This is a genomic window from Xenorhabdus budapestensis, assembly GCF_017743015.1.
GTDB classification, from domain to species: Bacteria; Pseudomonadota; Gammaproteobacteria; order Enterobacterales; family Enterobacteriaceae; genus Xenorhabdus; species Xenorhabdus budapestensis.
Genome location: NZ_CP072455.1, coordinates 2,616,367 through 2,642,866, shown reverse-complemented (window position 1 = coordinate 2,642,866; position 26,500 = coordinate 2,616,367). Strand labels below are relative to the sequence as shown.

At 45.8% G+C, this 26,500-nt stretch carries 27 protein-coding genes and 1 pseudogene; 21 read left to right on the top strand and 7 right to left on the bottom strand.

Annotated features, from left to right (window positions below; translation table 11 throughout):
- Positions 1-37 precede the first annotated feature (37 nt).
- On the bottom strand, positions 38-451 hold the full coding sequence (locus tag HGO23_RS11490) for an IS3 family transposase (RefSeq protein WP_209026700.1): 414 nt from the start codon (positions 449-451) through the stop codon (positions 38-40).
- Between the two features lie 1,117 nt (positions 452-1,568).
- On the opposite strand from HGO23_RS11490, the gene HGO23_RS11485 reads away from it, so the two are divergent.
- The 4 genes from HGO23_RS11485 to HGO23_RS11470 all read left to right on the top strand — a co-directional run bounded on the left by HGO23_RS11485 (position 1,569) and on the right by HGO23_RS11470 (position 12,390).
- Complete coding sequence (locus HGO23_RS11485) at positions 1,569-3,704, top strand: type I secretion system permease/ATPase (protein ID WP_209026699.1); 2,136 nt, start codon at positions 1,569-1,571, stop codon at positions 3,702-3,704.
- Between the two features lie 98 nt (positions 3,705-3,802).
- Positions 3,803-5,218, top strand: a complete 1,416-nt coding sequence (locus HGO23_RS11480; protein ID WP_209026698.1) for an HlyD family type I secretion periplasmic adaptor subunit — start codon at positions 3,803-3,805, stop codon at positions 5,216-5,218.
- Positions 5,219-5,338: 120 nt separating this feature from the next.
- Positions 5,339-5,923, top strand: a complete 585-nt coding sequence (locus HGO23_RS11475; RefSeq protein WP_209026697.1) for a DUF5625 family protein — start codon at positions 5,339-5,341, stop codon at positions 5,921-5,923.
- 47 nt (positions 5,924-5,970) lie between these two features.
- Positions 5,971-12,390, top strand: coding sequence for a S8 family serine peptidase (locus HGO23_RS11470; RefSeq protein WP_209026696.1), 6,420 nt, complete (start codon positions 5,971-5,973; stop codon positions 12,388-12,390).
- A 344-nt stretch (positions 12,391-12,734) separates the two neighbouring features.
- Here HGO23_RS11470 and HGO23_RS11465 read toward each other — a convergent pair whose 3' ends face one another.
- The 3 genes and pseudogenes from HGO23_RS11465 to HGO23_RS11455 form a co-directional block, all read right to left on the bottom strand.
- On the bottom strand, positions 12,735-13,775 hold the full coding sequence (locus HGO23_RS11465; protein ID WP_209026695.1) for an IS481 family transposase: 1,041 nt from the start codon (positions 13,773-13,775) through the stop codon (positions 12,735-12,737).
- 107 nt (positions 13,776-13,882) lie between these two features.
- A pseudogene (locus tag HGO23_RS11460) lies at positions 13,883-14,410 on the bottom strand (phage integrase); the annotation flags it as partial.
- Between the two features lie 132 nt (positions 14,411-14,542).
- Complete coding sequence (locus tag HGO23_RS11455) at positions 14,543-14,884, bottom strand: helix-turn-helix domain-containing protein (RefSeq protein ID WP_209026693.1); 342 nt, start codon at positions 14,882-14,884, stop codon at positions 14,543-14,545.
- A 248-nt stretch (positions 14,885-15,132) separates the two neighbouring features.
- Here HGO23_RS11455 and HGO23_RS11450 point away from each other — a divergent pair, with 248 nt between their 5' ends.
- The 3 genes from HGO23_RS11450 to nadS all read left to right on the top strand — a co-directional run bounded on the left by HGO23_RS11450 (position 15,133) and on the right by nadS (position 16,092).
- The gene (locus HGO23_RS11450; protein ID WP_209026692.1) at positions 15,133-15,465 is read left to right on the top strand and encodes a type II toxin-antitoxin system RelE/ParE family toxin; all 333 of its coding nucleotides are present in this window, start codon (positions 15,133-15,135) and stop codon (positions 15,463-15,465) included.
- On the top strand, positions 15,446-15,724 hold the full coding sequence (locus tag HGO23_RS11445; RefSeq protein ID WP_209026691.1) for a helix-turn-helix domain-containing protein: 279 nt from the start codon (positions 15,446-15,448) through the stop codon (positions 15,722-15,724). The genes HGO23_RS11450 and HGO23_RS11445 overlap by 20 nt, the downstream gene beginning before the upstream one ends.
- 116 nt (positions 15,725-15,840) lie before the next feature.
- Positions 15,841-16,092, top strand: coding sequence for a NadS family protein (nadS, locus tag HGO23_RS11440; RefSeq protein ID WP_244967791.1), 252 nt, complete (start codon positions 15,841-15,843; stop codon positions 16,090-16,092).
- A 55-nt stretch (positions 16,093-16,147) separates the two neighbouring features.
- Here nadS and HGO23_RS11435 read toward each other — a convergent pair whose 3' ends face one another.
- Positions 16,148-16,525 carry a hypothetical protein gene (locus HGO23_RS11435; RefSeq protein WP_209026690.1) on the bottom strand — a complete coding sequence of 126 codons (378 nt, stop codon included), beginning with the start codon at positions 16,523-16,525 and terminating at the stop codon, positions 16,148-16,150.
- Positions 16,526-16,598: 73 nt separating this feature from the next.
- Positions 16,599-16,991 (bottom strand): helix-turn-helix domain-containing protein, encoded by a 393-nt coding sequence (locus tag HGO23_RS11430; protein ID WP_209026689.1) that lies wholly within the window; start codon positions 16,989-16,991, stop codon positions 16,599-16,601.
- Between the two features lie 237 nt (positions 16,992-17,228).
- Here HGO23_RS11430 and HGO23_RS11425 point away from each other — a divergent pair, with 237 nt between their 5' ends.
- From HGO23_RS11425 to HGO23_RS11360, 14 genes are all read left to right on the top strand, one after another.
- Positions 17,229-17,432, top strand: coding sequence for a DNA-binding protein (locus tag HGO23_RS11425; protein ID WP_209026688.1), 204 nt, complete (start codon positions 17,229-17,231; stop codon positions 17,430-17,432).
- Positions 17,433-17,462: 30 nt separating this feature from the next.
- On the top strand, positions 17,463-18,008 hold the full coding sequence (locus HGO23_RS11420) for a hypothetical protein (protein WP_209026687.1): 546 nt from the start codon (positions 17,463-17,465) through the stop codon (positions 18,006-18,008).
- A gap of 39 nt (positions 18,009-18,047) precedes the next feature.
- The gene (locus HGO23_RS11415) at positions 18,048-18,278 is read left to right on the top strand and encodes a hypothetical protein (protein ID WP_209026686.1); all 231 of its coding nucleotides are present in this window, start codon (positions 18,048-18,050) and stop codon (positions 18,276-18,278) included.
- 149 nt (positions 18,279-18,427) lie between these two features.
- A complete protein-coding gene (locus tag HGO23_RS11410; protein ID WP_209026685.1) occupies positions 18,428-18,796 on the top strand; it encodes a DUF5347 family protein in 369 nt (122 codons plus the stop codon).
- Between the two features lie 76 nt (positions 18,797-18,872).
- Entirely contained in the window at positions 18,873-19,067 is a 195-nt protein-coding gene (locus tag HGO23_RS11405) for a DUF2732 family protein (RefSeq protein ID WP_209026684.1), read from the top strand.
- Complete coding sequence (locus HGO23_RS11400; protein ID WP_209026683.1) at positions 19,060-19,281, top strand: TraR/DksA family transcriptional regulator; 222 nt, start codon at positions 19,060-19,062, stop codon at positions 19,279-19,281. Before HGO23_RS11405 ends, HGO23_RS11400 begins: the two co-directional genes overlap by 8 nt.
- 1 nt (position 19,282) lies before the next feature.
- On the top strand, positions 19,283-19,690 hold the full coding sequence (locus tag HGO23_RS11395) for a hypothetical protein (protein WP_209026682.1): 408 nt from the start codon (positions 19,283-19,285) through the stop codon (positions 19,688-19,690).
- The gene (locus tag HGO23_RS11390; RefSeq protein ID WP_209026681.1) at positions 19,680-20,507 is read left to right on the top strand and encodes a DNA adenine methylase; all 828 of its coding nucleotides are present in this window, start codon (positions 19,680-19,682) and stop codon (positions 20,505-20,507) included. The genes HGO23_RS11395 and HGO23_RS11390 overlap by 11 nt, the downstream gene beginning before the upstream one ends.
- The gene (locus HGO23_RS11385) at positions 20,504-22,633 is read left to right on the top strand and encodes a replication endonuclease (protein ID WP_209026680.1); all 2,130 of its coding nucleotides are present in this window, start codon (positions 20,504-20,506) and stop codon (positions 22,631-22,633) included. Before HGO23_RS11390 ends, HGO23_RS11385 begins: the two co-directional genes overlap by 4 nt.
- A gap of 2 nt (positions 22,634-22,635) precedes the next feature.
- The gene (locus HGO23_RS11380) at positions 22,636-23,760 is read left to right on the top strand and encodes a DNA cytosine methyltransferase (RefSeq protein ID WP_209028771.1); all 1,125 of its coding nucleotides are present in this window, start codon (positions 22,636-22,638) and stop codon (positions 23,758-23,760) included.
- Positions 23,757-23,957 (top strand): DUF7301 family protein, encoded by a 201-nt coding sequence (locus tag HGO23_RS11375; protein WP_209026679.1) that lies wholly within the window; start codon positions 23,757-23,759, stop codon positions 23,955-23,957. The genes HGO23_RS11380 and HGO23_RS11375 overlap by 4 nt, the downstream gene beginning before the upstream one ends.
- 5 nt (positions 23,958-23,962) lie before the next feature.
- Positions 23,963-24,295: a hypothetical protein gene (locus HGO23_RS11370; protein WP_209026678.1), complete on the top strand. Its 333-nt coding sequence runs from the start codon at positions 23,963-23,965 to the stop codon at positions 24,293-24,295.
- Between the two features lie 154 nt (positions 24,296-24,449).
- Complete coding sequence (locus tag HGO23_RS11365) at positions 24,450-24,785, top strand: type II toxin-antitoxin system RelE/ParE family toxin (RefSeq protein ID WP_209026677.1); 336 nt, start codon at positions 24,450-24,452, stop codon at positions 24,783-24,785.
- Positions 24,786-24,793: 8 nt separating this feature from the next.
- On the top strand, positions 24,794-25,087 hold the full coding sequence (locus tag HGO23_RS11360; protein ID WP_209026676.1) for a helix-turn-helix domain-containing protein: 294 nt from the start codon (positions 24,794-24,796) through the stop codon (positions 25,085-25,087).
- Between the two features lie 353 nt (positions 25,088-25,440).
- On the opposite strand, the gene HGO23_RS11355 is transcribed toward HGO23_RS11360, so the two are convergent.
- Positions 25,441-26,499, bottom strand: a complete 1,059-nt coding sequence (locus HGO23_RS11355) for a phage portal protein (RefSeq protein WP_244967790.1) — start codon at positions 26,497-26,499, stop codon at positions 25,441-25,443.
- Position 26,500 lies beyond the last annotated feature (1 nt).

Here is a 26,500-nt window from a genome sequence, read left to right as displayed (position 1 = left end):
CCGGTATTGCTGGCTTGTATATTGGCTCTCTCTATCACTATGAAAAACACAGCCTTGTGACGGCTGACGTAAGTGATACGCTTTCATTAAGGCCTTCGGGCGTCTTCAAATAGGTGATATCTCCTGCCCAAACTTCATTCGGCGCCAACGGATTAAAGTTCCGGTTAAGTAGATGACAGGCTGTTGATATCGCTTTACCTTTGCGCGGAGCCCGGTAGCGCTGCCGCTGTCTGACGGATAATCCGAGCTGATTCATGAGCTTTCGGGGCCGATAGTCACTGATGGTAAAGCCTTCTTTGCGTAATTGTTTCGCCAACATCCGATAGCCTAAACTTTCCCGGCTTTCTTTAAAGAGCGTCGTCGCTTTTCGCTGTAATGCTTGTTGCTCATCAGAAAGTAACCGAACGGGTTTTGCCTGCCAGGCATAAAACGTGGAACGACTGACTTTCATCACGCGACATAACTGGCAAATGGGAAATGGCTCTGCATGTTCTTTTATGAACCAACATCTTACAGCAGTTCTCTCGCAAAGAAGGCGCTCGCCTTCTTTCAGATCTCCTTCTCCATTTTCAGCTGTTTATTTTCTTTACGAAGCTGCAACAACTCCTGTCGCTCATCGGGGGTTAAAGCACCGGGTTTAGATTGCTCAACATAATGTTTCCGCCACGTATCTTAATTAAAGTCATTCTATTCCTTTACCAAAGTGTCCGAATTTATTAAAGCACAACAAAAAGCGATGGGAGTAAATGTGAAGAATTTCAGCCGCTGGCTAACCAAGTTAGAACAAGAAGGATTGATTACCCGTAACGGGCAGGAACTCACCATTGTTAACCAGAATAATGAAAATTAAAAAATAAGGAAAAAAGTGAGGAACACAAAACGCATTGATTTTTAAGGATAAATAAATCTCAATTCCTCACCTGTTTTTGCAGTGAGGAAAACAAAAAGTGAGGAGAAAAACGAGGAACGGGTGAGGAGGTAAGTTGTTTTCTGGCAGGCATTTTTTTAGTTCTCCGTGTTACCGGGTTAATGTATTAGCCCGGCAACATGGAGAAGACAAGCGCAGCGCGTCAGTGTAAGGCAGAACTTAGGGGAGCTCGGCAATTAGCCTGTATGCCCGGACAGATGGTGATGCAGAGGGGATTATGAAAGGCAAATAATCTTTCATAAAATACACAATGGAACAGGCAAATACACCTTGTTCCATTCAGAAAAATAAACAGAAATACGGTTTAAGTTTTTCCCCTCTTACCAAAGATAATTTGAATTTTGCTTATTAATTTTTAATTAATCATATTATCTCATCATAGCGCTTTCTTGGATAACTTAGGTTTAGATGAATACACTAATTAATGGCATTAATGTATTTTTTAAATGCGAGTTAATTATCATTTTATTCCATTAGGCAGTTAAAATTACTGAATATTTTAATTCTCATTCAATATTCATAAATTTTATTGAACATACCCATATCATTAACTGATAATGCCTAATCTGCAATCGCCTGCATTATTGAATGTTTTTGGTTTGCAAAAGTAGTCACATATGCAATATGGAAAAAAGAATAAATGAGCACTGAGTCGCCGAATTTTTCCCCGGAACTGGATACCGGACTGATTTGCCTGGCCATGTTGGCCAGGTTTCACAACATAGCCATCTCAATCGAACAACTTTCACACGAATTCTCTAGCGCCAATCAAGGTATTACTCAGCAGGAGCTATTGCTGGCTGCACGAAAGTCAGGGCTGAAAGCCAAGGCTGTGCATACCACACCTGCCAGACTTGAACACACACCATTACCCGCTATTGCCATTGATCAAGATGGAAAGTTTTTTATTTTAGCCAAGGTAGATCAGGAAAAAGCTTTGATTCAGGTTCCAAATTCAGCTCGCGCTGAAGTTATCAGCTTTGAGGAGCTTGAGCAGCGCTGGACTGGGCAACTGGTGCTCGTGCGTTCTGGTAATAGTCTGCCTGGTGAATCTTCACGTTTTGATTTCACCTGGTTTATCCCGGCTATCGTTAAATACCGCAAACTGTTGGGGGAAGTTTTGCTGGGGTCTTTTGCCTTGCAGTTGTTTGCCCTGGTGACACCGTTGTTCTTTCAGGTGGTCATGGACAAAGTGCTGGTACACCACGGCCTGACGACATTGGATGTTGTCGCTGCGGGGCTGTTGGGCATTATGCTGTTCGAGTCAGCCTTGAGTGGTCTGCGTAGCTATGTGTTTTCGCATACGACCAGCCGGATTGATGTAGAGTTGGGGTCGGGCTTGTTTCGGCATTTAATCAATTTACCGCTGGCTTATTTCCAGTCCAGACGCGTCGGTGATTCTGTTGCACGTGTACGCGAACTGGAAAACATTCGCAGTTTCCTCACCGGTAACGCCATTACGCTGATGATTGACGTCTTTTTTTCCCTGGTCTTCATCCTAGTCATGCTCTTTTACAGTGGCTGGCTGACCCTCATTGTGTTGTTGTCTTTGCCGCTCTATGCCCTGGTTTCGGCTTTAATAACCCCGCTTTTGCGTAAGCGGTTACAGGACAGCTTCACGCGCAACGCTGAAAATCAGGCATTTCTTGTTGAAACGGTAAACGGCATTGATACCCTGAAATCAATGTCGGTTGAGCCGCAAATCATCCGTAAATGGGATAACCAGATGGCGGCTTATGTGGCCGCGGGTTTCAAAACCCAGACCTTATCGACTCTCGCTAATGAAAGTGTTTCGCTTATCGGCAAACTTGTAACGGTTGCCACACTCTGGCTGGGTGCCCGCCTTGTGATAGAAGGGCAACTGTCGGTGGGAGAGCTGATCGCATTCAATATGCTGGCCGGTCGTGTCAGCGGCCCTATTATGCGTCTGGCCCAGCTATGGACTAGCTTCCAGCAAACCGGGGTCTCGGTGCAGCGTCTGGGAGACATCCTCAATTCCCATACTGAATTATCTCAGTCTACACGTAGTACGGTACCGCCGCTCAAAGGGCAGGTTACATTCGAGCAGGTGCATTTTCGCTATCGTCCCGATGGCTCTGAGGTTTTGAGTGGCGTCAATTTGAGTATTGGTGCCGGAGAAGTTATTGGCGTGGTTGGTCGCTCCGGCTCAGGTAAAAGTACCTTGACTCGCCTGTTGCAGCGGCTCTATGTGCCGGAGCGCGGGCGGGTTATGGTCGATGGGATGGATCTGGCGTTGGCTGATGTCTCCTCGTTGCGTCGACAGATAGGCGTAGTGTTACAGGACAATATGCTATTCAACCGCAGTATTCGTGAAAATATCGCTTTGAGCGACCCCGGAGCGCCGATCGAAGTGGTTATGCATGCCGCCAAAATGGCTGGGGCTCATGAATTTATCCTTGAGTTGCCGGAAGGTTACGACACGATAGTGGGTGAACACGGTGCGTCACTTTCGGGCGGTCAGCGACAACGGGTGGCGATTGCCCGTGCCTTGATTGGTGATCCTCGTATTTTGATTTTCGACGAGGCAACCAGTGCGCTGGACTATGAATCTGAACGGGTGGTTCAGCAGAACATGCAAAGCATTTGCAAGGGACGCACAGTCATCATTATTGCCCACCGGTTGTCAGCAGTACGCGACGCTCACCGAATCCTTGTGATGGATCGTGGAAAAATCGTTGAACAAGGTACTCACGCCGAGTTACTGGCGTATCAGAACGGTCACTATTCACGACTGTACCAAATGCAGCAAGGCTGAAGGTTTTATCCAGAACGTAGATGATACTGGCTAATAACGTAACCAGAGGCAGAAGTGATCAAGACAAATCCTCCCCGACTCAAGGAAAATGATTTCGTATGAGCGCCACTCTTTCTTTATTGCAGCGCTATCGCAGCATATGGCGTCAGGCTTGGCGTCAACGTAAAAACATGGATGTGCCACCGCGCCTTCCCCATGAATTACAGTTTTTACCAACAGCTTTGGAGTTGCAGGAAACGCCGGTTCATCCAGCGCCGAGAATTTTCATCTGGAGCATCATGGGCTTCGCTTTATTGGCATTGCTTTGGGCTTGCATCGGCAAAATCGAAGTCGTGGCAGTCGCGCCGGGAAAAGTTGTTCCCAATGGTAAAACCAAACTGATTCAACCCAGTGACACAGCAGTAGTCAGAGCGATACATGTTAATGACGGTCAGTCAGTGAAAGTTGGCGAGTTATTGATCGAACTCGACCCGACAACTGCGAACGCTGATGTCAATCGGATTGAGAGCGAACTGCTGGCTGCGCGTATCGATAGTGCGCGAAGCACTGCTATGCTTGATGCGATCAATCAGCAACACCCACCAGCGTCACTGGTAGGAACGATTCCCAACGCTAATCCAGAACAGGTGCTCAGTGCTCAAAGTTGGCTTCAAGGGCAATATCAGGAATACCGTAGTAGTCTGGAGTTAGTGGATGCCGAAATCCACCAGCGCAGCGCCGAAATCCAGTCTGCTCAGGCTCAGGTGACCAGTCTGAGAAAAACACTGCCGATTACCACGAAACTGACCGAGGACTACCAACGGTTATTGACGAAACAATATGTGTCGCAACATGAATATCTGGAAAAAGAGCAAACTCGATTGGATCTGCAGCGTCAGTTAAGCGTCCAGCAGGCCAGTGTCTTGCAGCACGCTGCCGCTCAGGAGGAAGCATGGCGTCGGCGTGAAACTGTTGTTGCGCAAAATCGTCGCGCCATGCTTGACCTGCAACAGGAAGCTAACCAGAAAGCAGCAATTCTGGGGCAGGAACTGGCAAAAGCCCATCACCAGAAAAAACTGACCAGCCTCAACGCACCAGTGGCGGGCACAGTTCAACAACTCGCAGTCCATACCGTTGGTGGTGTGGTGACACCGGCTCAGTCACTGATGGTCATCGTCCCCGCAAACCAACCGATAGAAGTAGAAGCCATGCTGGAAAACAAGGATGTGGGTTTTGTCCGCATAGGTCAATCGGTCACCGTTAAGGTGGAAACCTTTAATTTCACTAAGTACGGAACCGTTGATGGTGAAGTGCTCAGTGTATCAAACGACGCTATCGAAGATGAAAAGCGTGGGCTTATCTATAGCACCCGTATTCGTCTGAAGTCGGATCACCTATTGGTCAATGGTCAGCGAGTTGCACTGTCTCCGGGCATGTCGATAACAGCAGAAATAAAAACCGATCAGCGTCGGGTGATTGATTACTTCCTAAGCCCGTTACGGCAGCATATCGATGAAAGTTTGCGGGAGCGTTAAAAACCGAAGGCGCTTTAGGGACTTTCTGTCGGACTCAGCGCGTTATTTTTACCGTTTTCCCGGGGTGGGATAAGTGATTATTGAGACTTTTTGTCATCTTACTTTATTGGGAGCAACAAAATGAAGGTATTACCTCGGCACTGGGGCTATCTCCTTATTTTTTTAGTTTGTGGCTGGTTAATCCTCTTTTTTTTAGGCTTTACCGGACTGGTCCGTTGTACCGGGTTCGTCTCGGGGTTAAGCGGTTGCCATCAGAGAGCGGAAACAATACGTAAACCCGTTGATGTCACCAAGGCCGGTCAGTCAGTGACTTTTGATTTTGAAATCCCACAGGAGGGAGGATATCAGTTTGCTTTGCTGTTTGATAAGGGGAATGACTATGACGAAATGTTAAGACGACTTCGATTATTCGGAAGTAAATTTTACGGGAGTATTGATGAGGAGGGGGTCATCACTCCAGTTTCACTCCATCTCGTTAAAGATGGTCAGGTTTTTTTTGACGAGAAAATCAATGCAGGAGGAAACGACGGAGGGCTGAGTTTCTATTATGAAGAAAAATATGTGAATGCGGCTATACGGGACATTAAATCATTTTCATTATCCCCCGGGCGTTACTCTGCAGTTATTACCTCTTTGGAGGATATCCCCGCCTTTAAGGGGATCGAAAGTTTTGTCGAGTTCGGTTATTACGATCCAAAAATCTGATGTCTGTGGAAAAAACCAATGCAATAACACGTCGAGGAAAAATCAGTATGGAAAAGAAATACACGGTCACCTATAAAGTGGCTCAGCAGGGGGCAGAGTATGTTTATCAGGAAGATAAGGGCAGCCACAAAGCGGGAGAGGTACATCCGTCATCGGCGGGCCATATGTGGTATGTCATCAGAGACGAGAACGGCAAGGAGCAAAGTTTCGGTTTCGAATCAAGGCTCGGTGAACCTAAGGGCGAAGGACAAGTAACGCAGCATGATAATGCTGCCTATAAACAAACGGCGTATGAAGTCACCGTCGCGTTGACGGAAGCGCAGGGCAAACGGTTAATCGCCTTTTCAGAAAATCCAGATAAAGTTGGGGGATTTAGGAAAACAGAATACAATGTTATTACCAATAGTTGCGTAGATTTCGTATTCTTTTCATTAACATCTATTGGATACAATACGCATGGCATGCAAGGAAATCTGGTTCCCGTGAATAACATTATTCCTTTGAATAATATGTTAAAATTTAATGGGGCTGAAATCATTAGTAACCATCTGGTTCGTGATGGTCAATATTATGAGTATCATGATGCAAGAGATGTCACTAAAACTTTATGGTTAACCCCGGATGAAAGTAAGCGTGTCCCTGGACCGTCAACAAACTTGATTAACATTGATATTAATTCCTCCCCACAGCCCCAAAAACATATTCAGGGCGAAAATAAGGCGCAGCAGGATGTTGCCAACGGTTATATCCAAAATGCGGCGACACACAAAATATCTGTCCTCGGAGATATTCTCAACAAAACAGACTTTACCTCTACCCAGATGGCCGGCCTTGCCACCGGAGGTATTCGTCCTGGTGAAATGCAGCTTGACCCCAATGTGCGGCCCAACACCTATCTGTCGGAGTTCTACAAACCCTTCTACCAGCCCGGAGACACGAGCAAACTGGACTTTGGCCTACGCAACGCCGTGACGTTGAACGGCTTATCAGCGATGACAACGTTCAACACATATGTTGACCCTCTGTTATTGGATCTGAGCGGTAATGGCGTACACATGACTGACATCCGTGATGGCGTGTTGTTCGACATGGATAACAGTGGCACGCTCAAGCGCAGTGGCTGGGCGGATCGCAATACCGGAATATTGGTGATTGACGATGGGAGTGGTCAGATAAAAAATGCTAGCCAGATGTTCTCTGAGTATTACGGCGGCAAGTCCGGGATAAACGGTGCTGCAGGCGAGAAAAAATTCAAGGATGGTTTCGGTGCACTGGCCAGTGAAGATGCCAATAAGGACGGGATGATTGATGAGCGTGATCCTATCTGGAACCAATTGAGGGTTTGGGTTGATGGTTCACACGATGCGAAAGTCGATACGGGCGAGCTCAAGACATTAGCAGAATTGGGTATTACCCAGATTAGTGTCCGATCCTCGGATAAAGCCGAGGTGCGTGATGGGAACAAAGTTGTTGCCAGTGGATCTTTCACCATCAATGGCGAAACCCGGGAAATGCTGGCGGTTGATTTTCTCGGTGATCCCGTCAGCAATATCTTGAGCACTGAGGGAACTGGCACACGAGTGACCTCTACCCACAACGATATCACGACCACGGCGTACGCCAGCCAGAGTGAAACCGGTGAAACTCTGAATGCGGAGCAACTGGGTGTGAGCAATCTTTATGGTGGCAACGGTAATGATACCCTGATTGCAGCAAAAACCGGCAGCTGGCTGGTCGGAGGTGCGGGGAGCAATACCTATGTTGGTGGTGCCGGCGATGATGTTTTTGTTATCAGTGCCTCTGACGATACGAAAAACATCCACGGTAATGGCGGACACGATACTGCAATCATTGTTGGCAACAAAGGTATAGAACTGAACATGGCTCAGGCCGGTTTGACTGTCGCACAAGGTGGAGGTGGCAGTGATGTCATCAGAAGTGGTGGAGCCAATGGTGTCTTTATCAAGGGAGGCTCCGGCGATTCGACTCTGGTGGGTGGAATGGGTAATGATGTCTTAGTCGGCGGCGGTGGACGCAATACCATCATTGGTGGCAGTGGCAAGGCGGTCATCTATGCGGGACCTCAGGGCGACATCATCTATGCTTCCGAAGGTGGCAGCATTATTCACGCTGGTGGTGGAGACGATAAGATTTTCGGCGGTGTGGGTGATGACATTATCGAAGTAGGGCACGGTAATGCCACCATTGATGGCGATGGGGGGGTCAACATAGTCAGCCTGCATGGCAACCACGGGGACTATCAAATTACCCGCACTGACAGTGGATATATCGTGGTCGACAAAGTTGCCGGACGTGACGGCACGGTGACGCTGAAAAATATCCAGAAACTTAATTTTTCAGATATTTCGGCGGTTGATTTACAAATACCCAATGCGATGCCTGTCGAGGATGTCCTCACCCATGATAAGGACGGTAAGGTCTTTTCTCGTACCCAGGTTCATCTGATTTCCGCCGAGAGTCTGCTGGCTAACGATCAACGTCTTAACAGCCAGGGCGACCTGCGCATTGCCAATGTTGGAGATGCAATAGGTGGTACGGTCAGTCTCACCGCCCAGGGCGATGTCCTGTTTACACCGGATGCCGATTACACCGGCTTAATCAGCTTTAAATATGGTGTTACTGATGCAGCCGATAATCCTTCGGCATCAGTCGTTGACTTAAGCAGTGGGGAAACTGCACCAATGCGTGCCGTTGCTACCTTACTGACCCCCGAAGTCCCGCTCGATCCACTGGCTGCTCAGCAATGGTATCTGAGCGATGCCAACATCCTGCCGGTTTGGAAAGACTATACTGGCAAAGGCGTGCGTATCGGTCAGTTCGAACCGGGCGGCAAATTCGCCACCGGGCCTGAAATCTTTGATATCGCTCATCCCGATCTTGCAGCGAATGTTGACAAAGCCTGGCTGCAAACTCAACAAGCCAATGGTACCTTGCCAAACGTGGTCTCCAACCATGCGACGATGGTGGCGGGTGTAATGGTTGCCACGAAGAACGATATAGGTGGCGTAGGGGTTGCCCATGGCGCTACATTGGGTGGCTATTATCTGGCTAATGACGGAGCCGACCTTGCGGGACTTGGGCATATGGTCAGCTTTGACGTTGCCAACAATAGCTGGGGATTCACCAACGATTTCGCGCTCAGTAGTTTTCAGGATGGTTCCATAAATACCGCCGCATCTCTGAGCCTGAATGCCCAATACGCGGCGTCTAATGGCCGTGGAGGACTGGGGACAGTTATTGTTGCAGCTGGCGGTAATGATCGTGCGGCAGGCGGCAATGCTCAGGGTTCACTGACCAGTAACAACCGTTTTTCTGTACAAATCGGTGCGATCAACGCACAGGGCGATTTATCGACCTTGCAGATTGGTTCTTCACCGTTTTCGAACCCGGGTGCCAGCCTGCTGGTTTCTGCACCGGGCAGTAATGTGGTATCGACCAGCCATATGCTGAAAACCGAACGTGGCTCAACTTTCGGTAATGATTATACCAGTATGCAAGGCACCAGCTTTGCCGCACCGATCGTCTCCGGTATTGTTGCACTGATGCTTGAGGCCAACCCGAACCTGGGCTATCGTGATGTGCAGCAGATCCTTGCACTGTCCGCTCGCAAGGTAAATGACCCATCCACCGAATGGAGCGACAATAGCGGCCATCACTGGAATGGCGGTGGAATGCACACCAGTAATGATTATGGTTTTGGCGCAGTCGATGCACGAGCCGCTGTTCGCTTGGCCGAGTCTTGGATGACGCAAAGCACGGCTGCCAACGAGTACGTCTATAGTGCTTCCAGCGGTGCTCTTGGCAAAACCCTGGCTGCGGGTGAAACGCTGTCATCCTCCATTGCTATGAATGCTGGTTTGAACATTGAGCATATCGAAATTGATTTTGACGCCGAGGTGGGTCGTCTTGGCGATTTAACGCTCAAACTGATCTCTCCCGATGGCACTCAGAGCATATTGCTCGATCGCCAGGGTAAGATTCCAGATGGCCTGCCGGGCGCGAGTGCGACTGATATGGGTAGCAGCCGGTCGGGGACGTTCAAGTACAGCTTTATGTCGACCCATGATTTTGGTGAAAACTCGGCGGGTAACTGGACGCTGCAAGTCACCAGTGCAAATTCGGGTCTGCCAGCCACACTAAATGCTTGGTCACTCCGTTTGTACGGCAGCAAGAGTACACCGGATAATACTTATTTTTACACCGACGAATATATCCAGTCGGTGGTCGGGCAAGCCAACCGTGCAGTACTGGATGATGCAGTTAATGGCGTGACGGGTGGGCGTAATACCCTCAATGCGGCGGCGGTTTCACGCGATACCTCGGTCAACTTGCAGACCGGTGTTGCCAGCATTGGCGGTGCCGCGTTAACTATCAAGGATCCATCGGGCATTCATAACATTGTCACCGGTGATGGCAACGATACGCTGGTTGCAGGTAATACTGATGCCTTGCTAGATGGCGGGCGTGGAAACAACACGCTGATTGGCGGTGCGGGTAAGGACTTCTTTGTGGTTCACCGCCGTGAAGCTGGCAGCGATATTATCAGTAATTTCGAGGCCGCCCGTGGCGAAATCATCGATCTGGTCGGGTTTCGTGGAAAAACATTTGCTGACCTGCTACTGACTCAGCAGGGAGAGGATGTTAAGGTTGATCTGGATAACAACCAGAGTATTACCCTGAAAAATCAGCAAATCACTGGAATTAGTGCTGAGAATTTCAAGTTCCAGGATTCCTTTATCGCACCAATGACCTACACCAGTAGTGATACCTCTACGCACCAACCACAAGAAGGCCTGGGAACAGTGATCCTTAATGGCGGAGGCAATAGGGTCTCGCTCAGTACCGATGCTCAGGGTCAGATGAAATTTAGCTTGGATGGAACTATTTATAGCCATGATAGTGCAACATCAGACACTTTTGTTATAGCAGCTCAACCCGGTGCTAATAATTACAGAAACGCATTACGTGGGTTCCGCCACGGAATCGATAAGATCGATCTGCGTCAAGTTGGCATCACTGACTTTAGTCAACTTTCTATCACTAAAAGCAATCGTGGTACGATCAATGGGTTGTCACAAATTCATGGCGTTAACGTCACGTTTAATGGGGCAAACGGTGCTGATTCAAAAGTGGAACTGCTTTATCTCGATACTCTGGATATTTCACAGATCGATGCAGCCGACTTCATTTTTGCGGAACATGCACCAGACTTGGTACCCACGGTCAAACCAGTCGTGCCGCAATCGCCTGATACATCAACTATTACAGTGCCGGACTCATTGACACCGAGCATACCTTCTATTGATATTGATCGGAAGCCAATTACTATTCCACCTATTGACTGGGAATCAATTATGATTCCTCTTGTTGATCGGAAACCAATTACTATTCCGAAAATTGATCCAGTAGTAGAACCGACACCAATAACCACTGATCCCAATATTGTTATAGTTAAAAATACTTTTGCCGAAGTTACGTTGGGAGATGAAAGTAAAACGATCATTGTGGAAGCCTACGGTAACAAAGTTGTCGCTGGAAATGGTGATAATAAGGTTAATGTGACGGGAAGTGGTTCCGATATCACTCTAGGTAATGGTAACAATACCGTTATTGGTGATGTTAAAAAGCTAATCGTCGGAAATGGCGATAACAATATCGAATCCAGTAGTACTATGCCGACGATTAAAGTAGGTGATGGTAACAACATCATTACCGGCAATGTCGATAAGCTAGCTGCTGGACGTGGTGATAATAAGATCAATGTGACAGGACGAAATGCCAACCTCACGTTAGGTGATGGTAACAATATCATTACTGGAAATGTCGATAAACTAGCCGCTGGACATGGTGATAATAAGATCAATGTAACAGGACGAGGTGCTGATATCACGCTAGGTGATGGTAATAACATCATTACCGGCAATGTTGGCAAACTAATAGCCGGAAATGGCGATAACAATATCGAGTCCAGTAGTACTATGGCTAAAATAGAAGTAGGAAGTGGTAATAACCATATTATTGCTAACGGTACTATGTCGATGGTAAAAGTTGGTGATGGTAATAACAATATTTTGACCAGTGGTACTATGTCGACTGTAGAAGTCGGGCATGGATTCAATGAGTTAGAATTTAGCGGTGATATGGGCAAATTGGTGTTAGGAAAGGATATCAGTCTTGATAATCTGAGATTCCAGCATGCTGGGCAGGATTTGCAGATTTCGGTCATTGGTAGCAAACAGGAGGTCACGCTGCATAATTGGTATGCCAGTTCTCCTGAACGACCAGCAAGCATTATGGTCGGTGATGGTCATCGCTTGATGGATAGTGAGGTTGAGCACCTTGTTCAGTCTATGGCTGCATTTGCACCATCAGCTCCTGCAACCACAATGTTCAGCGATGTTGAGCAACAACGGCTGCAACCTGTACTGGCTGCCAACTGGCACTAAATGTAATGGGTAATAGCGCCCGCGATAATCATCGCGGGCATCTTACTAGCTGGTAAAAGTTGTGTGTTGTTCTACCTTGAACAAACATTTGACTCGCTTCAATCCAATAGATAATGTATGGAGCTATAACTAAAACGATCCTATCGCCTGCAAGGATCAACGTTAAGCGGCGAAATAAAATTCCCGTAGCCTGAAAGGGAGAGCAAGTATTGCGGTACATCTGCACACTTTTGGAAGCAGATATTGTCAGACACAAACCCCTTGTCTGGCGATGAAGGTTTCTTAAACTGTAGTAGTTCAAACCTGATCTGACAGTCACCCACTTTGATGCAGTGCCTGTCAGATTAAATCTGGGTGAGATTTTTTTCAGCCCAGATTAATTTGCCTTCCAATAAGGTTTCTATTGGCGTACGACCACAACACATTTTTCCTTGATGAGTACGATGATGGTTGTAGTCATCCATCCATTCATCCAGATCCTTTTGCAGTTCATTGAGTGAGCTATACAATTTCTTTCTGAATGTGACTTGGTAAAACTCGTTCAACATAGTCTTATGAAAGCGTTCACAGATACCATTTGTTTGGGGCGACATCGCTTTCGTTTTCGTGTGGTCTATATCATTTATCGCTAAATAAAGCTGATAATCGTGGTGTTCGACACGACCACAATATTCTGTCCCCCGGTCTGTTAAAATCCTCAGTATCGGTAATTTATGCGACTCAAAGAAAGGGAGCACTTTGTCATTAAGAATATCAGCCGCGGTAATCGGTGTCTTGGTGGTATAGAGTTTGGCAAACGCCACCTTGCTGTAGGTATCGACAAAAGTCTGCTGGTAAATCCGACCAACACCTTTCAAGTTGCCCACATAGAACGTATCTTGTGAACCTAGATAACCGGGGTGAGCGGTTTCGATTTCACCCCAGGCCTCATCATCCTGTTTTTTTCTCTCAAGTGCGACAACTTGTGCTTCCGTCAGGATGATTCCATTCTCAGCAACGTGTTTTTCGAGCGCCAGTAAGCGCTTTTTAAAGTTTTCAAGGTCATGCCTTAGCCAAATAGAACGCACTCCACTCGGTGAGACAAATACACCTAATTTACGCAGCTCGTTACTGGTTCTCACTTGTCCGTATGCCGGATAATCAATGGCGTATTTGACAACCGTTTGTTCCGTTTCAGAATCAACCCTGTTTTTGAGATTGGGTGCCCTTCTGCTTTGGTTGATAAGCGCATCAATGCCACCAGTTTCAACGAGTTCTTGATAACGATAAAAAGTGTCTCGTGATACGCCCATCACTTTGCAGGCTCTGGATACATTGCCAAGTTCCTCTGCAAGATTGAGAAGACCCGCTTTGTGTTTAATAATTGGATTGCTAGTATGTAGCATGAGAGTTACCTCTTAGTTTCTTTGATTTAAGATTCAGCACCTTTAATCAAAGCGGGTAACTCTCTTCTTTTCAAATCGAAGTGTCAGATCTAGTCTGAACTAATACACTTTATGTCATCTTCATAAAGAAATGCCAGTTCCTGATCACCTTCTTTAAACTGACGAACGCCATCAAGCGGGTTTTCTCCCTCCCATTCACCCAACCTTTTTAATTCAGCAAAAACGGAATGTAGGTAAGATTGTTCCCGGTTAAGTGTCGCTTGTTTTGGTGCCGCTTTGCCTTTCGCGTTCCATTTTCCATTAAGACGGTGCTCACGGTAGACCGCGAACATATTTTTATCGAATTCGGTAACGTAAGGATCGCCCATTCGTAAGCAAATTGCATCCAGTTTAGACTTTCGTGAGTCGCCAGAGTTAAGCATTTTGCCGTGCATTTCATACCAGCGATTAACCAAATCACTTAGCTTTACGGCCTGCTTGACGTCATCTGCTGATATATCTTTAGGGGCGAGTTTCCGCTCAAAAGCCATTGCTTCGCCTTTGGTTGCGAACTGTTTTCTGATCCGTGGGCCAGTTTTGCCATTGGGATAGCATTCACAAATCCATTTACCAGAAGATAATTTTCTAACAGCCATAGGGGATTTTATTGCTCATTTTTTGAAAGTTAATTAAACGGCCAATAATGTGGTTGACCAGATGGGAAAACAAAATAGGAAATAAATTTTTACAGCCTCAATTGGTAAATATAGACCAACCAAGGACTGTAATTATTTATTCCCTATGCTTTCGATATTTCTTTTGTATGCAAACTCATGGCTAACAGCCGGTAACTTTAAGCGTGACGCCGTATTCATGGCGCGATAGTTTTCTATTATTTCCTGTTCCTCTATCGATATATTTATAGGACGAAGCCTGTTCCCTGTAATAATGTAAAGTGTATCAATGCCGTGTTTTGTTAATGCCTGTAAATACAATCTACCCAAAGGAGAGTTATCACGCTCATAACAGATTTGCTGAATAAATGAATATCCGACCATGTTTGCAAACTCATTCTGGCTTAATCCTAAACGTTCACGTTCTTCTTTTATTCTGCTTCCCATTGTACTCATTAAAGTGTCTCCGACTTGTTTGGATATTTATAAATTAATAATTAAAAAACAATCAAATAGTGATTGTTAATGTAACATTACGACACAAGCGGAACATATTCAATGGTTATAATTGCTAATAGTTATTATTTTTTTGGTGTTTTTTATATCATTATTTGCACAGGAATTAAATTCTAAACTACGAGATAAGAATATTTGCATTATAAGGCAATATTGCGTTATAATGCAAATTACGGGAGGGAAGGAGAATGAGCTATACCGTATTTTATCACCCAGAGGCTGAAATTGAAGCAGCAGAACTGCCACTTAATATCAAAGTTAAATACGATAAGGTGGTCGAAAAGTTAGAAGCAGATCCAACTAAGTTAAGAGAGCCACATACAAAATCGTTAGGTGATGGTCTTTTTGAGCTGCGAACAATGGGAACGGATATTGCGCGAGGGATTTGGGTCTATCAATCAGGTCGCAACATAATTATTTTAAGAGTTTTTATTAAAAAAACACAAAAAGTCTCACGGCATGATATCGAATTGGCTAAGTCCAGATTAGAGGAGTTGCTTAATGAAACTAAAAACGCATAGAGAACTACACGAAGAATGGATGAAAGATCCAGAATACCGCGCAGCATACGAAGAAGAAACCAGAAAAGAGCGATTACAAGAAACCTTGCAACAATGGCGGGAACATGCAGGATTAACCCGTCAGGAAATCGCTAAAATTATGGGGGTTAATCCTTCAACCGTAAGCCGGATGGAATCTAACGTTGATAAGGCAAGTATCAATACATTAGCCCGTTATGCCAGAGCGTGTGGTATTGAAAACCCAACTATTACCCTGTAATGATTTAAGGTAGTGACTCACCAAAAAGCCTCGCCCGATAGATGGGGAGTAGTCACAACGAGGGTTAATTTATGGATAAGAGTTTATTTGAAGATCTTCTAAGCAGCATACATTAAATGGTTGATATTGAGAATGGTAAAATTCAGCCTAAACCAGAGCATGTGCACCGCCATGCTATCCCAAATGTTAGATCTATCCGGGAAAATTTCGGGATTAAACAGCATGAGTTCGCGGAAATGATGGGAACAAGTCTAGGATTGATTCGTAGTTGGGAACAGAACCGGCGCACTCCGTCAGGAGTTGCATTAAAGTTATTGTGCTTGATAGAGAAAGACCCGAACATTGTAGAGTCGTTAACGTCTCTCTGATTGCCTGATTGTTCGAGCTTGTACATAAATTTGTGTACAAGCTTCGCTCACGATATTATTTTTTATACCAACCCATCATTAACATAATCATAGTAGCGGCAGAAGAAACACTTTGGTTTTCAAACATCTGTTCGTTTTTCTTTGCATCAGGCTCAGGAGCAAAAGCATCATCAAGTTGACTGGCTAAAAATTTAGCATATGGTTTAATATCATCAACAGTTTTTATTTTTTTTGAAATTTTATCTGTTAGCTCATCATCAATCCACATACCAGCAATAAAATCGGAACAAGTGGCAACTTTATTTTTCTCACTTGCGTTCTGCCAAGCTATGCCATTAGATTTATGTAGGTTACCGTCTTCATACCACTTTGCCGCATGAGCTATATTAGTTAATAAAAACATTGATAATACAAAAGCCAATAATCTAGGCATAATACACTTTCCTTTTTGTAATAAAATTAATTTAAATAATGGTCAATTATGTAAACGGTTAAAATTTGAATAATCATCCGTTTTTAGCTTGTTTATTAGGGGATGATTGTGCAAAAGAAGAGCCTACTGCTTGCATGTTTACACGTGATTCCTCACTCATCGCACGATAGTGTTCAATCAATTTTTGTTCTTCGACAGTTATTTTTGGCAGGTCTGATTTGATGCCAGTAAGAACATACATAACATCAATTCCAAGATTAGCTAGTGCTGCTAAATACTTAGCGTCAGGTGATCTTTCATTACGTTCATAATAGGCTTGGGCATTTCTTGAGTACCCAACTAAAGCGCCAAAATCTGTTTGATTCAGCCCCATGTTTGAACGTATTTCCTTTATCCTTTCCCCAATAGATGTCATAAATTCATTCTCTGTGTTTGCTTGACCAATATGTTGTTCAATAATAATCAAAACTTAAACTTAGTGGATCACAATATAACATTATGTCACACGATAAACATGTTCAACGGTCACGAACGCCGAGAGGCGTAGCTTCTGGAAAGCAAGTTGTTATACGGTTGTCTTTAGAAGAGTACGAGGAGTTGGAAGCCTTATCGCTCAAAGAAATCCGTTCTAAATCAAGTTTAGCTCGTATTTATTATTTGGCTGGGAAAAAATCTATTCAAGTTCAAGTGGAATAGGTCACTAATGAAAAAAATCATTATCAATTATTACGTTGTTTCACCTTACGTTTCGATTGGTAAGTATGCTGAGCTTAGTGGTATTCCAGAAAATACTTGTCGTGCAATGGTAAGCAGAGGCGAAATAATCATCCGTCCAAAGCAAGGGGGTAAGGAAAAGATTCAGGTCAATATGATCGCCATGCTGGAAGATGCAATCAAAAATAGGTGAAGTGCTTAGCCAAAATCAGAGGGTAATAAAATGAAACAATCAGCATCTATGGAACGTTCGAAACTGCAATTAACTATGATGTCACGCCTTCATGATGTGTTTAGTGATGTCAAAAAAGAAGTTGAAATCACGCCTGAATTTATCCAGGACACACTGGCGCAATTTATGCAAATGGCAACGGGGAGTAATTATCATATTGAGAAATCTGTGCGGATTGGGTTTGGGGAAGTGCAGGCTCAACCGCAAGTACAAGCCCAATCGGTGGTAGATACGGTTAAGAAAGCTCTCAATACGGCAGAGTCAATGACGCCTTTTAAGAATTTATTTGTCTGCACTAGCACCGTTGAGGGGAAAAATAACGATTCCGTTCATCATGTTAAGTTGCTAGGTGCTGTCGAAAAAGCTGATCTAGTGCAGGATATTAGCAGGGTGATTAAAAATCATCACGATATAGGTCAAGTAATTCATATCGATGATTTACAGTCTGTCCTTGATGTTATTCATACTTTGGCACGAAAAGAAGTTGAAATAATTAAATCGTCACAAATGCCAATAAACTTTGTTAAACCATATTAATAATAACAGCTAATAAATTATCCAACAGAGGTAATTAACATGCGAAATACTCTTCCAACACCAGTGGAATTAAATAAGGGCAGAATCAAATACGGCGTCTTTTTAGTGCGTCCGTTACCGAAGAATGTACTTCGCCCGTTATCGCGTTATCAGGTTGAAGAGGGCGATTGTAGTCACGGTTTATTTGATTCCCGTAATGAGGCAGTCAGATATTGCCAGCAATTATACAGGATAAGAATCCATGAACGAATTAAAGCGGGTGCAGCATAAATATAAAGTTAGCAGTAAAGACTTTTTTAATATCAAAGTCAAAAGCAGTAATTATAAAAAAGAAAGTCCATTGATGATGACATTTGTTTCAATTGGGTTAGCGACAATAATATTAACCCCATTATTATCCATATTGTAAAGGTGATGCTATGGCTAATATAGAACCGTACCGTGCTATATCACAGACAGTCGATGAAAGAATTGATGGCATGAATCATTCAGCTAAAGCCCATGCCATTATTTTTAAAAAGTCTAAAAAAAGTGGTGAGTTAAATAGCCAACTGGCTGATTTTATCGATATGATGCGCGATCGCAGTAATAACAGAATCCGAAATAATGAACGGGTATTACATTTAATATTCCATTTGGCGGGTTTTGATAAATCGCAATTTGATAATAAACTTAAAGATTTCACTATTGAAGAGCAGCGGTCATTAATTTCTGCCATTCATCAATTTAAGGCGGTTGCTAGTTTGTTGCCGAATAAATTGAAAATGCCGGAATTAATATCGCATTAATTTATCGATTTAATTTAATTGCTTTTATGCGTCAACGCGCAGGGCTTTTTATTACCTAAAGAAAGGAAACAGAATAATGGAGATAGAACAACTGATAAAAATAAACCGGGAAGATGAGCGCAAGGCCTTAGCCGAACGCTCTGCTTCACGCCTTCGCACACTTTCATCTCATGTACGGGCAAAGCAACTGGATTACGTCGCTGTTTGTGAATTGCTGGCTGGTGAAGCGGACAACATCGAGCGTCAGGCGCAGGAGTGGAATTATGTTTGATGTTATCGACCGCGCTTGCCAACACGCTGACGAAATGCTGGAACGCAAAATTGCAGCACATGTAAACCGCCCGGTTGGGGTTTCGGCTTTTCATTGTGAAGAGTGTGATCAACCGATCCCTGAACAGCGTCGCAAAGTGATTGCAGGTGTGACCCGTTGTGCGCCATGTCAGGAAGTTTTCGAACTGAAACAAAAACATTATCGGAGTGTGTGAGATGGCGAATATTCACTTTGTTAATCTTAATGAAACTGATTTCACCACCATTAAAAATAATAAAAACCATTGTATTGGTGTTTTAGATAGTTGTTGCGAAGAAATTGATGTCGAAACACTCGATAGATTAAACCAGTGCTTTATTGTCAGATGTGTGGGTATTGAGAATATTTTTGATATTCAAAATTTACCGACCAACTGTAAAAAAGGGGATTATGTAGTGCTTTCTCAGGAGGGTGGATATGGTTGGCTTGATGATATAGAGCACCGGATCACAGTAATCATTGATGAAGTCCATCATTTTCAGAGCGGGCTAGATAGTCTCTGTGAAATTAATATTTCATTTTATGAATATTCATTATTAACGCCTGAGTATTTTTTTTATGAGGGCGCTGACAATGGCAAATAAAACCATCCTCAAATGGGCGGGTTCAAAAGCCCGCATTATGGATAAGTTATTGCCACATCTGCCTGCGGGTAAGCGACTGGTTGAACCGTTTGCAGGTTCCTGTGCGGTCATGATGAACACGGATTACCCAGCATATTTGGTGGCAGATGTTAACGCCGATTTAATTGATATGTATCAGAGTATCAAAACTGACTGTGATCAGTTTACAAAAGCGGCGGCAAATTGGTTTTCCTTTGTTCTGAATAAAGATGAGTTTTATGAACTGAGGAATGTTTTTAATTTCAGCGGTGAATTTTCGGGTAATTTTGGTAATAAATTAGATCGCGCCAGTTTGTTTTTAGCATTAAATCGCCACTGCTTTAATGGCCTATGCCGTTATAACCGCAAGGGTAAATTTAATGTACCCTTTGGTAACTATAAAAAACCCTATTTCCCCGCCGCTGAGATTTGGGCGTTTGCCGATAAATCTCAGGCTGCCACACTTCATTATGCTGACTGGCAGGACACATTAATACGTGTTGAACATGGCGACGTGGTTTATTGCGATCCGCCGTATCTCGCTAAGGGTAAGACATTCACCCAATATCATAAGGTGAATTTTATCCCTGCTGACCATGAGCTGTTGGCTATGGTTTTACACACTCTGCATCATGATATCGGTGTGCCGGTCACCGTTTCCAATTCGATTGAAGCCAAAGAGTTGTATGCTGATCTTGGTTTCACCATCCATGAAATAGACGCCCCGCGCACGATTGCCGCCAATGGCAACCGTCAGCCTGCAAAAGAAATTATTGCAGTGCTTGAGGCGTGTGCATGAGCGAATTGCTTGAACACAACAGCGACGCTTTACTTTCCCAGCGTCGCCAAAGTGAAGAATGTCAGCCGGGGTTGCCCACAGATGCAACGCTGGCTGAACGTTTGTTGTGGGAAATTAACCCTGCCGACCACAACTGGCGGCATCAATATATAGGTGAGATGCCGGATTTTCTGGCAACCTATTTTTCCGGTCGTTATAAAAAGATTTATACAGAATCCGGGCGCAATGGTCGCCGTCGTGCTAATGCGTTTTTACGTAAGACATTGGGTCAGAACGTATTACCACGATTGAATAAAGTCCTTGAGCAGTATCAATTCAAACACAGCGCATCAGGCGTTGCCCCGTTTCCCTTTATTGAGCAGTTAGAACGACTGGTCACATTAGAGCGCAAAGAGATTAAGCAGCTCGCGTGGGAAATTTCCCGTTTTATGTCTGACAGCTACGAAGATGCTTCGGCGCAGTATGTTAACCAGCCTCCGGCAGATCAGGACGAGGCGAAGATGAATTTTCTTCAGGTCTGCCAGCGAATGGCAAAGCTGGCGCATCAAACCGGAACAACGCCCCCTTACTGGCAACAGCTTACCCAGGGCGGCAAAGTGACAGTTGATCAGCTTTGTGCGGCGTTGTTGCGCCTGATGTCGGATAAGTGGTGGTATGCCCGCCTGAAACGGATGCGTGATGTTCGCGCAGAGCATATGGCGATTGCAGTCGGTCAGGTGCAGAAGTCCGCTTCACCCTATGTTTCCCGCCATACCCTGCATGAATGGAAAGAGCAAAAGCGCCGTAGCTGGGAATTCCTGCAACAGTTTGAGCTGGAAAATGAAGAGGGTGAACGCACTTCACTTGTTGACAAGATATTAGGCAGCATTGCTAACCCTGCCGTGCGTCGCTGTGAGCTGATGGTACGCATGCGAGGGTTTGAAGACTTAGCCAATGAAATGGGTTGCGTCGGTGATTTCTATACGATAACGGCCCCGTCTAAATACCATTCGGCACACAGTGGCGGCGGTTTTGTGAAGAACTGGAACGGCGCCAGCCCGCGTGATACGCAAAAATATTTATGCGGTGTCTGGGCAAAAATCCGCGCCGCGTATTCCCGTGCGGGGATCAGCGTGTTTGGTTTTCGGGTGGTTGAACCTCACCACGATGGTACACCTCACTGGCACTTGTTGTTATTTATGCGTCCCGAACACGTCGAACCCATGCGCGATGTTACTCGCCATTATGCGATGAAGGAAGACGCTCACGAACTCAATAGCGAAGTGGCACGTAATGCCCGTTTTCTGGTGAAACCGATTGATCCTGAGCAGGGCAGTGCAACCGGCTACATTGCTAAATATATCTCAAAAAATATTGATGGTTACGCACTGGATGGTGAAGTGGATAGCGAAACTGGGGAAAGCCTTAAGGATATGTCGCGATCAGTTTCCGCCTGGGCGAGCCGATGGCGCATTCGTCAGTTCCAGCAGATTGGCGGCGCCCCGGTTTCTGTCTGGCGTGAACTGCGTCGCTTAAGGGGCGATGACCAGATTTTGCCTGATGAGGATATGGATAACGTCCGCTTTGCCGCCGATGTGGGCAACTGGTCAGCCTATACCGAATTTCAGGGCGGCGCATTGGTTGCCCGCAAAGATCTCACTGTCCGCCTTGCGTATGAAGTGACTGAACAAGGCAATGTCTACGGTGAAGATGTTCAACGTATTTCTGGTATTTACTCGCCCCGATTGGGCGAGTGCTCTTCTTTTGTTACTCGTACAGTGAAATGGAAAATTGTCCCTAAATCCAGCCCGGTATCTGCGGGTGAGGGTTTGGCTTTTTCTGGCGGCAACGCCGCCCCTTGGAGTTCTGTCAATAACTGTACGGAGGCACGAAGGACGATTAACGAAGATAAAGATTTAGTGGAAAAAGTTATCGATTATGCGGATTCAATCGGGATGAATTTTAGCCGATTGATGGCCCAGTCATTAATCAGTAGCGGAAAAATTAGCATAGGAGAACAGCCACTTAAGTTATGGGCGAATGGCAGTTTTATTCCGGTGGAATCGGAACGGCAGCAAGAGGCGCGCCGCGATGGGTTGCGGGCGCGGATTAAGAAAATGGGTGAAATGAGGAAAAACCTATCGTGAATATGCGATTCGGTTCAGTTTGTTCCGGTATTGAGGCAGCCAGCGTGGCATGGGAACCGCTGGGCATGTCTCCGGCGTGGTTCAGTGAAATTGAGAAATTCCCCGGTGAAGTGCTGCGATATCACTGGCCTTATGTCCGAAATCTGGGGGATATGACCCGAATTCCGGCCATTATTGCCGAAAATCAGGCCGATGCGCCGGATATTTTGGTCGGCGGAACACCCTGTCAGGCGTTCAGCATTGCGGGGTTACGTAATGGGCTGGGCGATGAAAGGGGGCAATTAACCTTATCATTCGTGGAGTTGGCAAATGTTATTGATTCAGTCAGATCAACGAACGGCGAACAGCCCGCCATTATCGTCTGGGAAAACGTCCCCGGTGTCTTATCCAGCAAAGATAATGCCTTCGGTTGCTTTCTTGCTGGCCTTGCCGGAGAAGATGATCCGTTACAGCCGTCAGGGAAAAAATGGACAAACGCAGGTTATGTGTCTGGTCCCCAGCGAACTGTCGCATGGCGAGTGCTTGATGCTCAATATTTCGGAGTGGCCCAACGCCGCCGACGCGTGTTTGTTATCGCAAGTGCTCGAACAGACGCCTGTCCCGCAAAAATACTTATTGAGCCAGACAGCGTGCGCCGGGATCTTGAGCCGCGCGGAACGGCGGGGAAAACAGTTACCGGAAAGTCTGGGATCCGTGTTGTTATCGGCAGTCACTGGGACTCAGGAGTAAACCCGCACCCGACATTAAATCAGAGCCACAATGTTGGAGGTATCGGGATGAGCAATCAGGAAATATTTTCCCAGCGTGGCAGCGGGCTGGTATCAACATACCGGTTGCTTTCGTTTGGTGAGTACCGGACGGATGATATTTCTTCAACACTGCGAGCCAGGGATGATAAGAGTGCCACTGACCTGATTACAACACAAGGTGCTGTTCGCCGTTTAACCCCGGTTGAATGTGAGCGGTTGCAGGGCTTCCCCGATAATCACACCCAAATTCCATGGAATGGCAAGGCTGCGGCTGATTGCCCTGACGGCCATCGTTACCGGGTAATCGGCAATTCAATGGCGGTGTCTGTGATGGCATGGATTGGGAAACGAATTTTAATGCAGACGAGGCAACAATGAAAAAACTGACAACAGCCAATGAATTATTGAGAATTGATTTTGATGTGTACTGTGCTTGCTATAAAAAATGGCGAAAAAATGCCAAAAATAACGCCTGTCAGGGTGGGCCTAAAATGGCTAAATCGCGTCGGGATAAGGTCTTGCGCCAAATAGTTAAACGTGATTTGGCTGCCGGAATTCTTATTTTTAGAGGATAATCACAATGGCTAAATCCTCCGCAGAACGCAAAGCCGCCCAACGTCAACGCCAGCAGGAAGCTGGCGTTACCAAGATAGAATTGTTACTCGATAATCAGGAATTGGCGATGTTAAAGCGTAATTGTTCACTGAGAAGACCGGGGCGCGATCCTTATGAGGTGGTTGAATATCTGACGTTGCTGATCCGCAAAGATGATGCAGCGTTATGTCAGAAAATGCAGGCACTGGCCGCGCAGCAATGTGAAAAATGTGGTGATGCGCTTCCGGTGACGGAGTGCTGCTTTTCGGGTGATTCAGCTTGCTGGGCTACGTTGGGCTGGCATGCAGTAAAATTATGATAGCGTGACATGTCACGCGGTTATCACTAGACCCGCTTTCAAGGCGGGTTATTTTTATGTGACAACGCCAGAAATATTAGCTTAAAAGCTAACTTAGTCCTTGTGCTAATTTAGATTGAGGGCTATTATTTGAGCATTAAGAGGGGATTGCTGAATGTTTGAAATTAAGTTTCATGATGCTTTTAAGGAAGAACTCAGATCACTGCCCGATTCACTGGAACTGCGCATGGTGGCGTTAATTAAGCGATTGAGAGAAAACCCAACCAGCCTAAGAGAGCCGCATTCAAAGCCGATCGAGGGATACAAAGGGCTGTTTGAGCTAAGAGCAAAAGCCAAAGACGGCATAGCCAGAAGTTTTTTTTGTTATGCGGCCGGGAAGAAAATTTATCTGTTACGCTGCTTTGTGAAAAAAACCAATGCTACTCCCCTGAATGAACTCAGAATAGCGGTTGCACGAAGAAATGAAATGACAGAACCATCAAGAGATTAAGAGGAAATATGATGTGTGATGATTTAGACCTCTATATTGAAGAAAGAACCAAAGAAAATCCCCGATTTAAAACCGCGTTAGCGGAAGAAGAGAAAGAGCTTGAGTTAGCGATTGAGATGCAGAATATGCTGGCTGAATGGCGGAAAAATGCCGGGCTGACCAGCGCTCAGGTTGCTGAAAAAATGGGTATCAAACCCCCGACAGTATCAAAAATAGAAAGAAATATCGTTAAGGCCTCCATTGATACACTCAGTCGCTATGCGCGTGCTTGTGGTGTTGATGATATTAAAATATCTTTATAGCTGATTTTCTTTGCAGAAAATTAAGCAAAATGGCACAGTTTTTTTGTACATACCAACCCCATGCAAGGCCAGCACGGGCAAGGTTTCCCCGCCCCTGCAAAACTGCACAAAAACACATCCCTTTTGTGTGCGGGCGAGGCGGGGGAGCAAGCGCGCGCAAAGGGCGTAGAGAGACACATTTTCTCGGCGAGCACGATAACCGGAAACCGTGCCATCACGTCGTACCAACGAGCCACTACAGCGCGTTAGACTTATCAGTCAGGTAATGCGATGGAAAATCAAGAAAAACGCACACCGAGCGATTGAGTGAAGATACTCAGCGCAGTGTGCGTGGGTAGGCCGAAATGGGTAGGTTATTTCTTGCCGTTAAGGGCATCCAGCAAGGCATAAGGCGCAAAGCGTACCACTTCCTGCCCAACCCAATCGTTAATAGATTTCAGGCTCTCCATAATGGGTGTGAGTTCATTAATGGCAAACACTTTCGCCGCTTTCTCTACATCGCCAAAGTTACCGCCGTTTGAGGGGGAAAAGCCCATCAATTGAGGCGGGACGCGGTGCATGGCAAGCAAATCATCGCGGGTCGCTTCCTTGATATTGGTAAACTCATCCTTAGCGCTGATCTGGCTGAACGGCAGGATTTGCAGGCCGTCTTTCTTGCCGTTGGCGGCATACACAAACAGGTTCTTGAAAGCGCCATCCCGCCGGGATTTTTGCAGGGACGCTTTCAGGTTATCGACGCCTTTCGGATCGGCCAGTGGATCGGTCAGGTAGACAATCACGCCGGCATGACTGCCGTTTTCGTAGTAGTTCATGCGGAAGGTGGTGGCGGAGCGGTTCAGGTTGGCCGACAGCAATCCCGCCAGATATTCCGGCAGGCCGTAAATTTCCTGATGAATATCCGGGTTCATCAAATGAAACAGGCTGTCTGGCCGGAATTCAAATTCTTTGTTCCAGCTTTCCGCAAACCAGTACCGATCGGCTTTTTCGCCCCGGCGTGTGTATTTGGCCGGCGCGTGTTTCAGCGTTAACAGCCCGCCCAGTCGGTGAGTGCGCCGTTCCAGATAAGCATTACCGAACACCAGATAATCCAGCACATACGCCGCCATATCCTGCCGGGACAAGCACCGGTGCGGGACAAAACAACTCATGATCACATTGCGTTTAAAATACAATGGTGACTGATGGTAGACCGCCGATGAGAACGCCCGCGCCAGCCCGTAAAAATCAATCGGGGTTTCATACCAGCGGCCATTTTTGGCGCACTCCATGCAATCCAGCAAATCCCCGGCGGACGTCATCGGTGTAGGCGTATCAAAGGTAAACGCAGCGCATTGGGCTGCGCCGTCAGGCAGGTTCGCTCTGGGATCGTTCGCTGTGTCAGGCTGGGTTTCAGCCGGCAGAAAAGTATTCATG

Coding starts and splice junctions, on each gene's coding strand:
- HGO23_RS11455 (WP_209026693.1), bottom strand. CDS start 14,884: ATGAGTACAATGGGAAGCAGAATAAAAGAAGAACGTGAACGTTTAGGA.
- HGO23_RS11435 (WP_209026690.1), bottom strand. CDS start 16,525: ATGCCTAGATTATTGGCTTTTGTATTATCAATGTTTTTATTAACTAAT.
- HGO23_RS11405 (WP_209026684.1), top strand. CDS start 18,873: ATGGAGATAGAACAACTGATAAAAATAAACCGGGAAGATGAGCGCAAG.
- HGO23_RS11385 (WP_209026680.1), top strand. CDS start 20,504: ATGAGCGAATTGCTTGAACACAACAGCGACGCTTTACTTTCCCAGCGT.
- HGO23_RS11395 (WP_209026682.1), top strand. CDS start 19,283: ATGGCGAATATTCACTTTGTTAATCTTAATGAAACTGATTTCACCACC.
- HGO23_RS11370 (WP_209026678.1), top strand. CDS start 23,963: ATGGCTAAATCCTCCGCAGAACGCAAAGCCGCCCAACGTCAACGCCAG.
- HGO23_RS11360 (WP_209026676.1), top strand. CDS start 24,794: ATGATGTGTGATGATTTAGACCTCTATATTGAAGAAAGAACCAAAGAA.
- HGO23_RS11420 (WP_209026687.1), top strand. CDS start 17,463: ATGAAACAATCAGCATCTATGGAACGTTCGAAACTGCAATTAACTATG.
- HGO23_RS11375 (WP_209026679.1), top strand. CDS start 23,757: ATGAAAAAACTGACAACAGCCAATGAATTATTGAGAATTGATTTTGAT.
- HGO23_RS11380 (WP_209028771.1), top strand. CDS start 22,636: ATGCGATTCGGTTCAGTTTGTTCCGGTATTGAGGCAGCCAGCGTGGCA.
- HGO23_RS11445 (WP_209026691.1), top strand. CDS start 15,446: ATGAAACTAAAAACGCATAGAGAACTACACGAAGAATGGATGAAAGAT.
- HGO23_RS11355 (WP_244967790.1), bottom strand. CDS start 26,499: ATGAATACTTTTCTGCCGGCTGAAACCCAGCCTGACACAGCGAACGAT.
- HGO23_RS11465 (WP_209026695.1), bottom strand. CDS start 13,775: ATGCTACATACTAGCAATCCAATTATTAAACACAAAGCGGGTCTTCTC.
- nadS (WP_244967791.1), top strand. CDS start 15,841: ATGGTTGATATTGAGAATGGTAAAATTCAGCCTAAACCAGAGCATGTG.
- HGO23_RS11390 (WP_209026681.1), top strand. CDS start 19,680: ATGGCAAATAAAACCATCCTCAAATGGGCGGGTTCAAAAGCCCGCATT.
- HGO23_RS11425 (WP_209026688.1), top strand. CDS start 17,229: ATGAAAAAAATCATTATCAATTATTACGTTGTTTCACCTTACGTTTCG.
- HGO23_RS11400 (WP_209026683.1), top strand. CDS start 19,060: ATGTTTGATGTTATCGACCGCGCTTGCCAACACGCTGACGAAATGCTG.
- HGO23_RS11410 (WP_209026685.1), top strand. CDS start 18,428: ATGGCTAATATAGAACCGTACCGTGCTATATCACAGACAGTCGATGAA.
- HGO23_RS11480 (WP_209026698.1), top strand. CDS start 3,803: ATGAGCGCCACTCTTTCTTTATTGCAGCGCTATCGCAGCATATGGCGT.
- HGO23_RS11415 (WP_209026686.1), top strand. CDS start 18,048: ATGCGAAATACTCTTCCAACACCAGTGGAATTAAATAAGGGCAGAATC.
- HGO23_RS11450 (WP_209026692.1), top strand. CDS start 15,133: ATGAGCTATACCGTATTTTATCACCCAGAGGCTGAAATTGAAGCAGCA.
- HGO23_RS11470 (WP_209026696.1), top strand. CDS start 5,971: ATGGAAAAGAAATACACGGTCACCTATAAAGTGGCTCAGCAGGGGGCA.
- HGO23_RS11485 (WP_209026699.1), top strand. CDS start 1,569: ATGAGCACTGAGTCGCCGAATTTTTCCCCGGAACTGGATACCGGACTG.
- HGO23_RS11490 (WP_209026700.1), bottom strand. CDS start 451: ATGAAAGTCAGTCGTTCCACGTTTTATGCCTGGCAGGCAAAACCCGTT.
- HGO23_RS11475 (WP_209026697.1), top strand. CDS start 5,339: ATGAAGGTATTACCTCGGCACTGGGGCTATCTCCTTATTTTTTTAGTT.
- HGO23_RS11365 (WP_209026677.1), top strand. CDS start 24,450: ATGTTTGAAATTAAGTTTCATGATGCTTTTAAGGAAGAACTCAGATCA.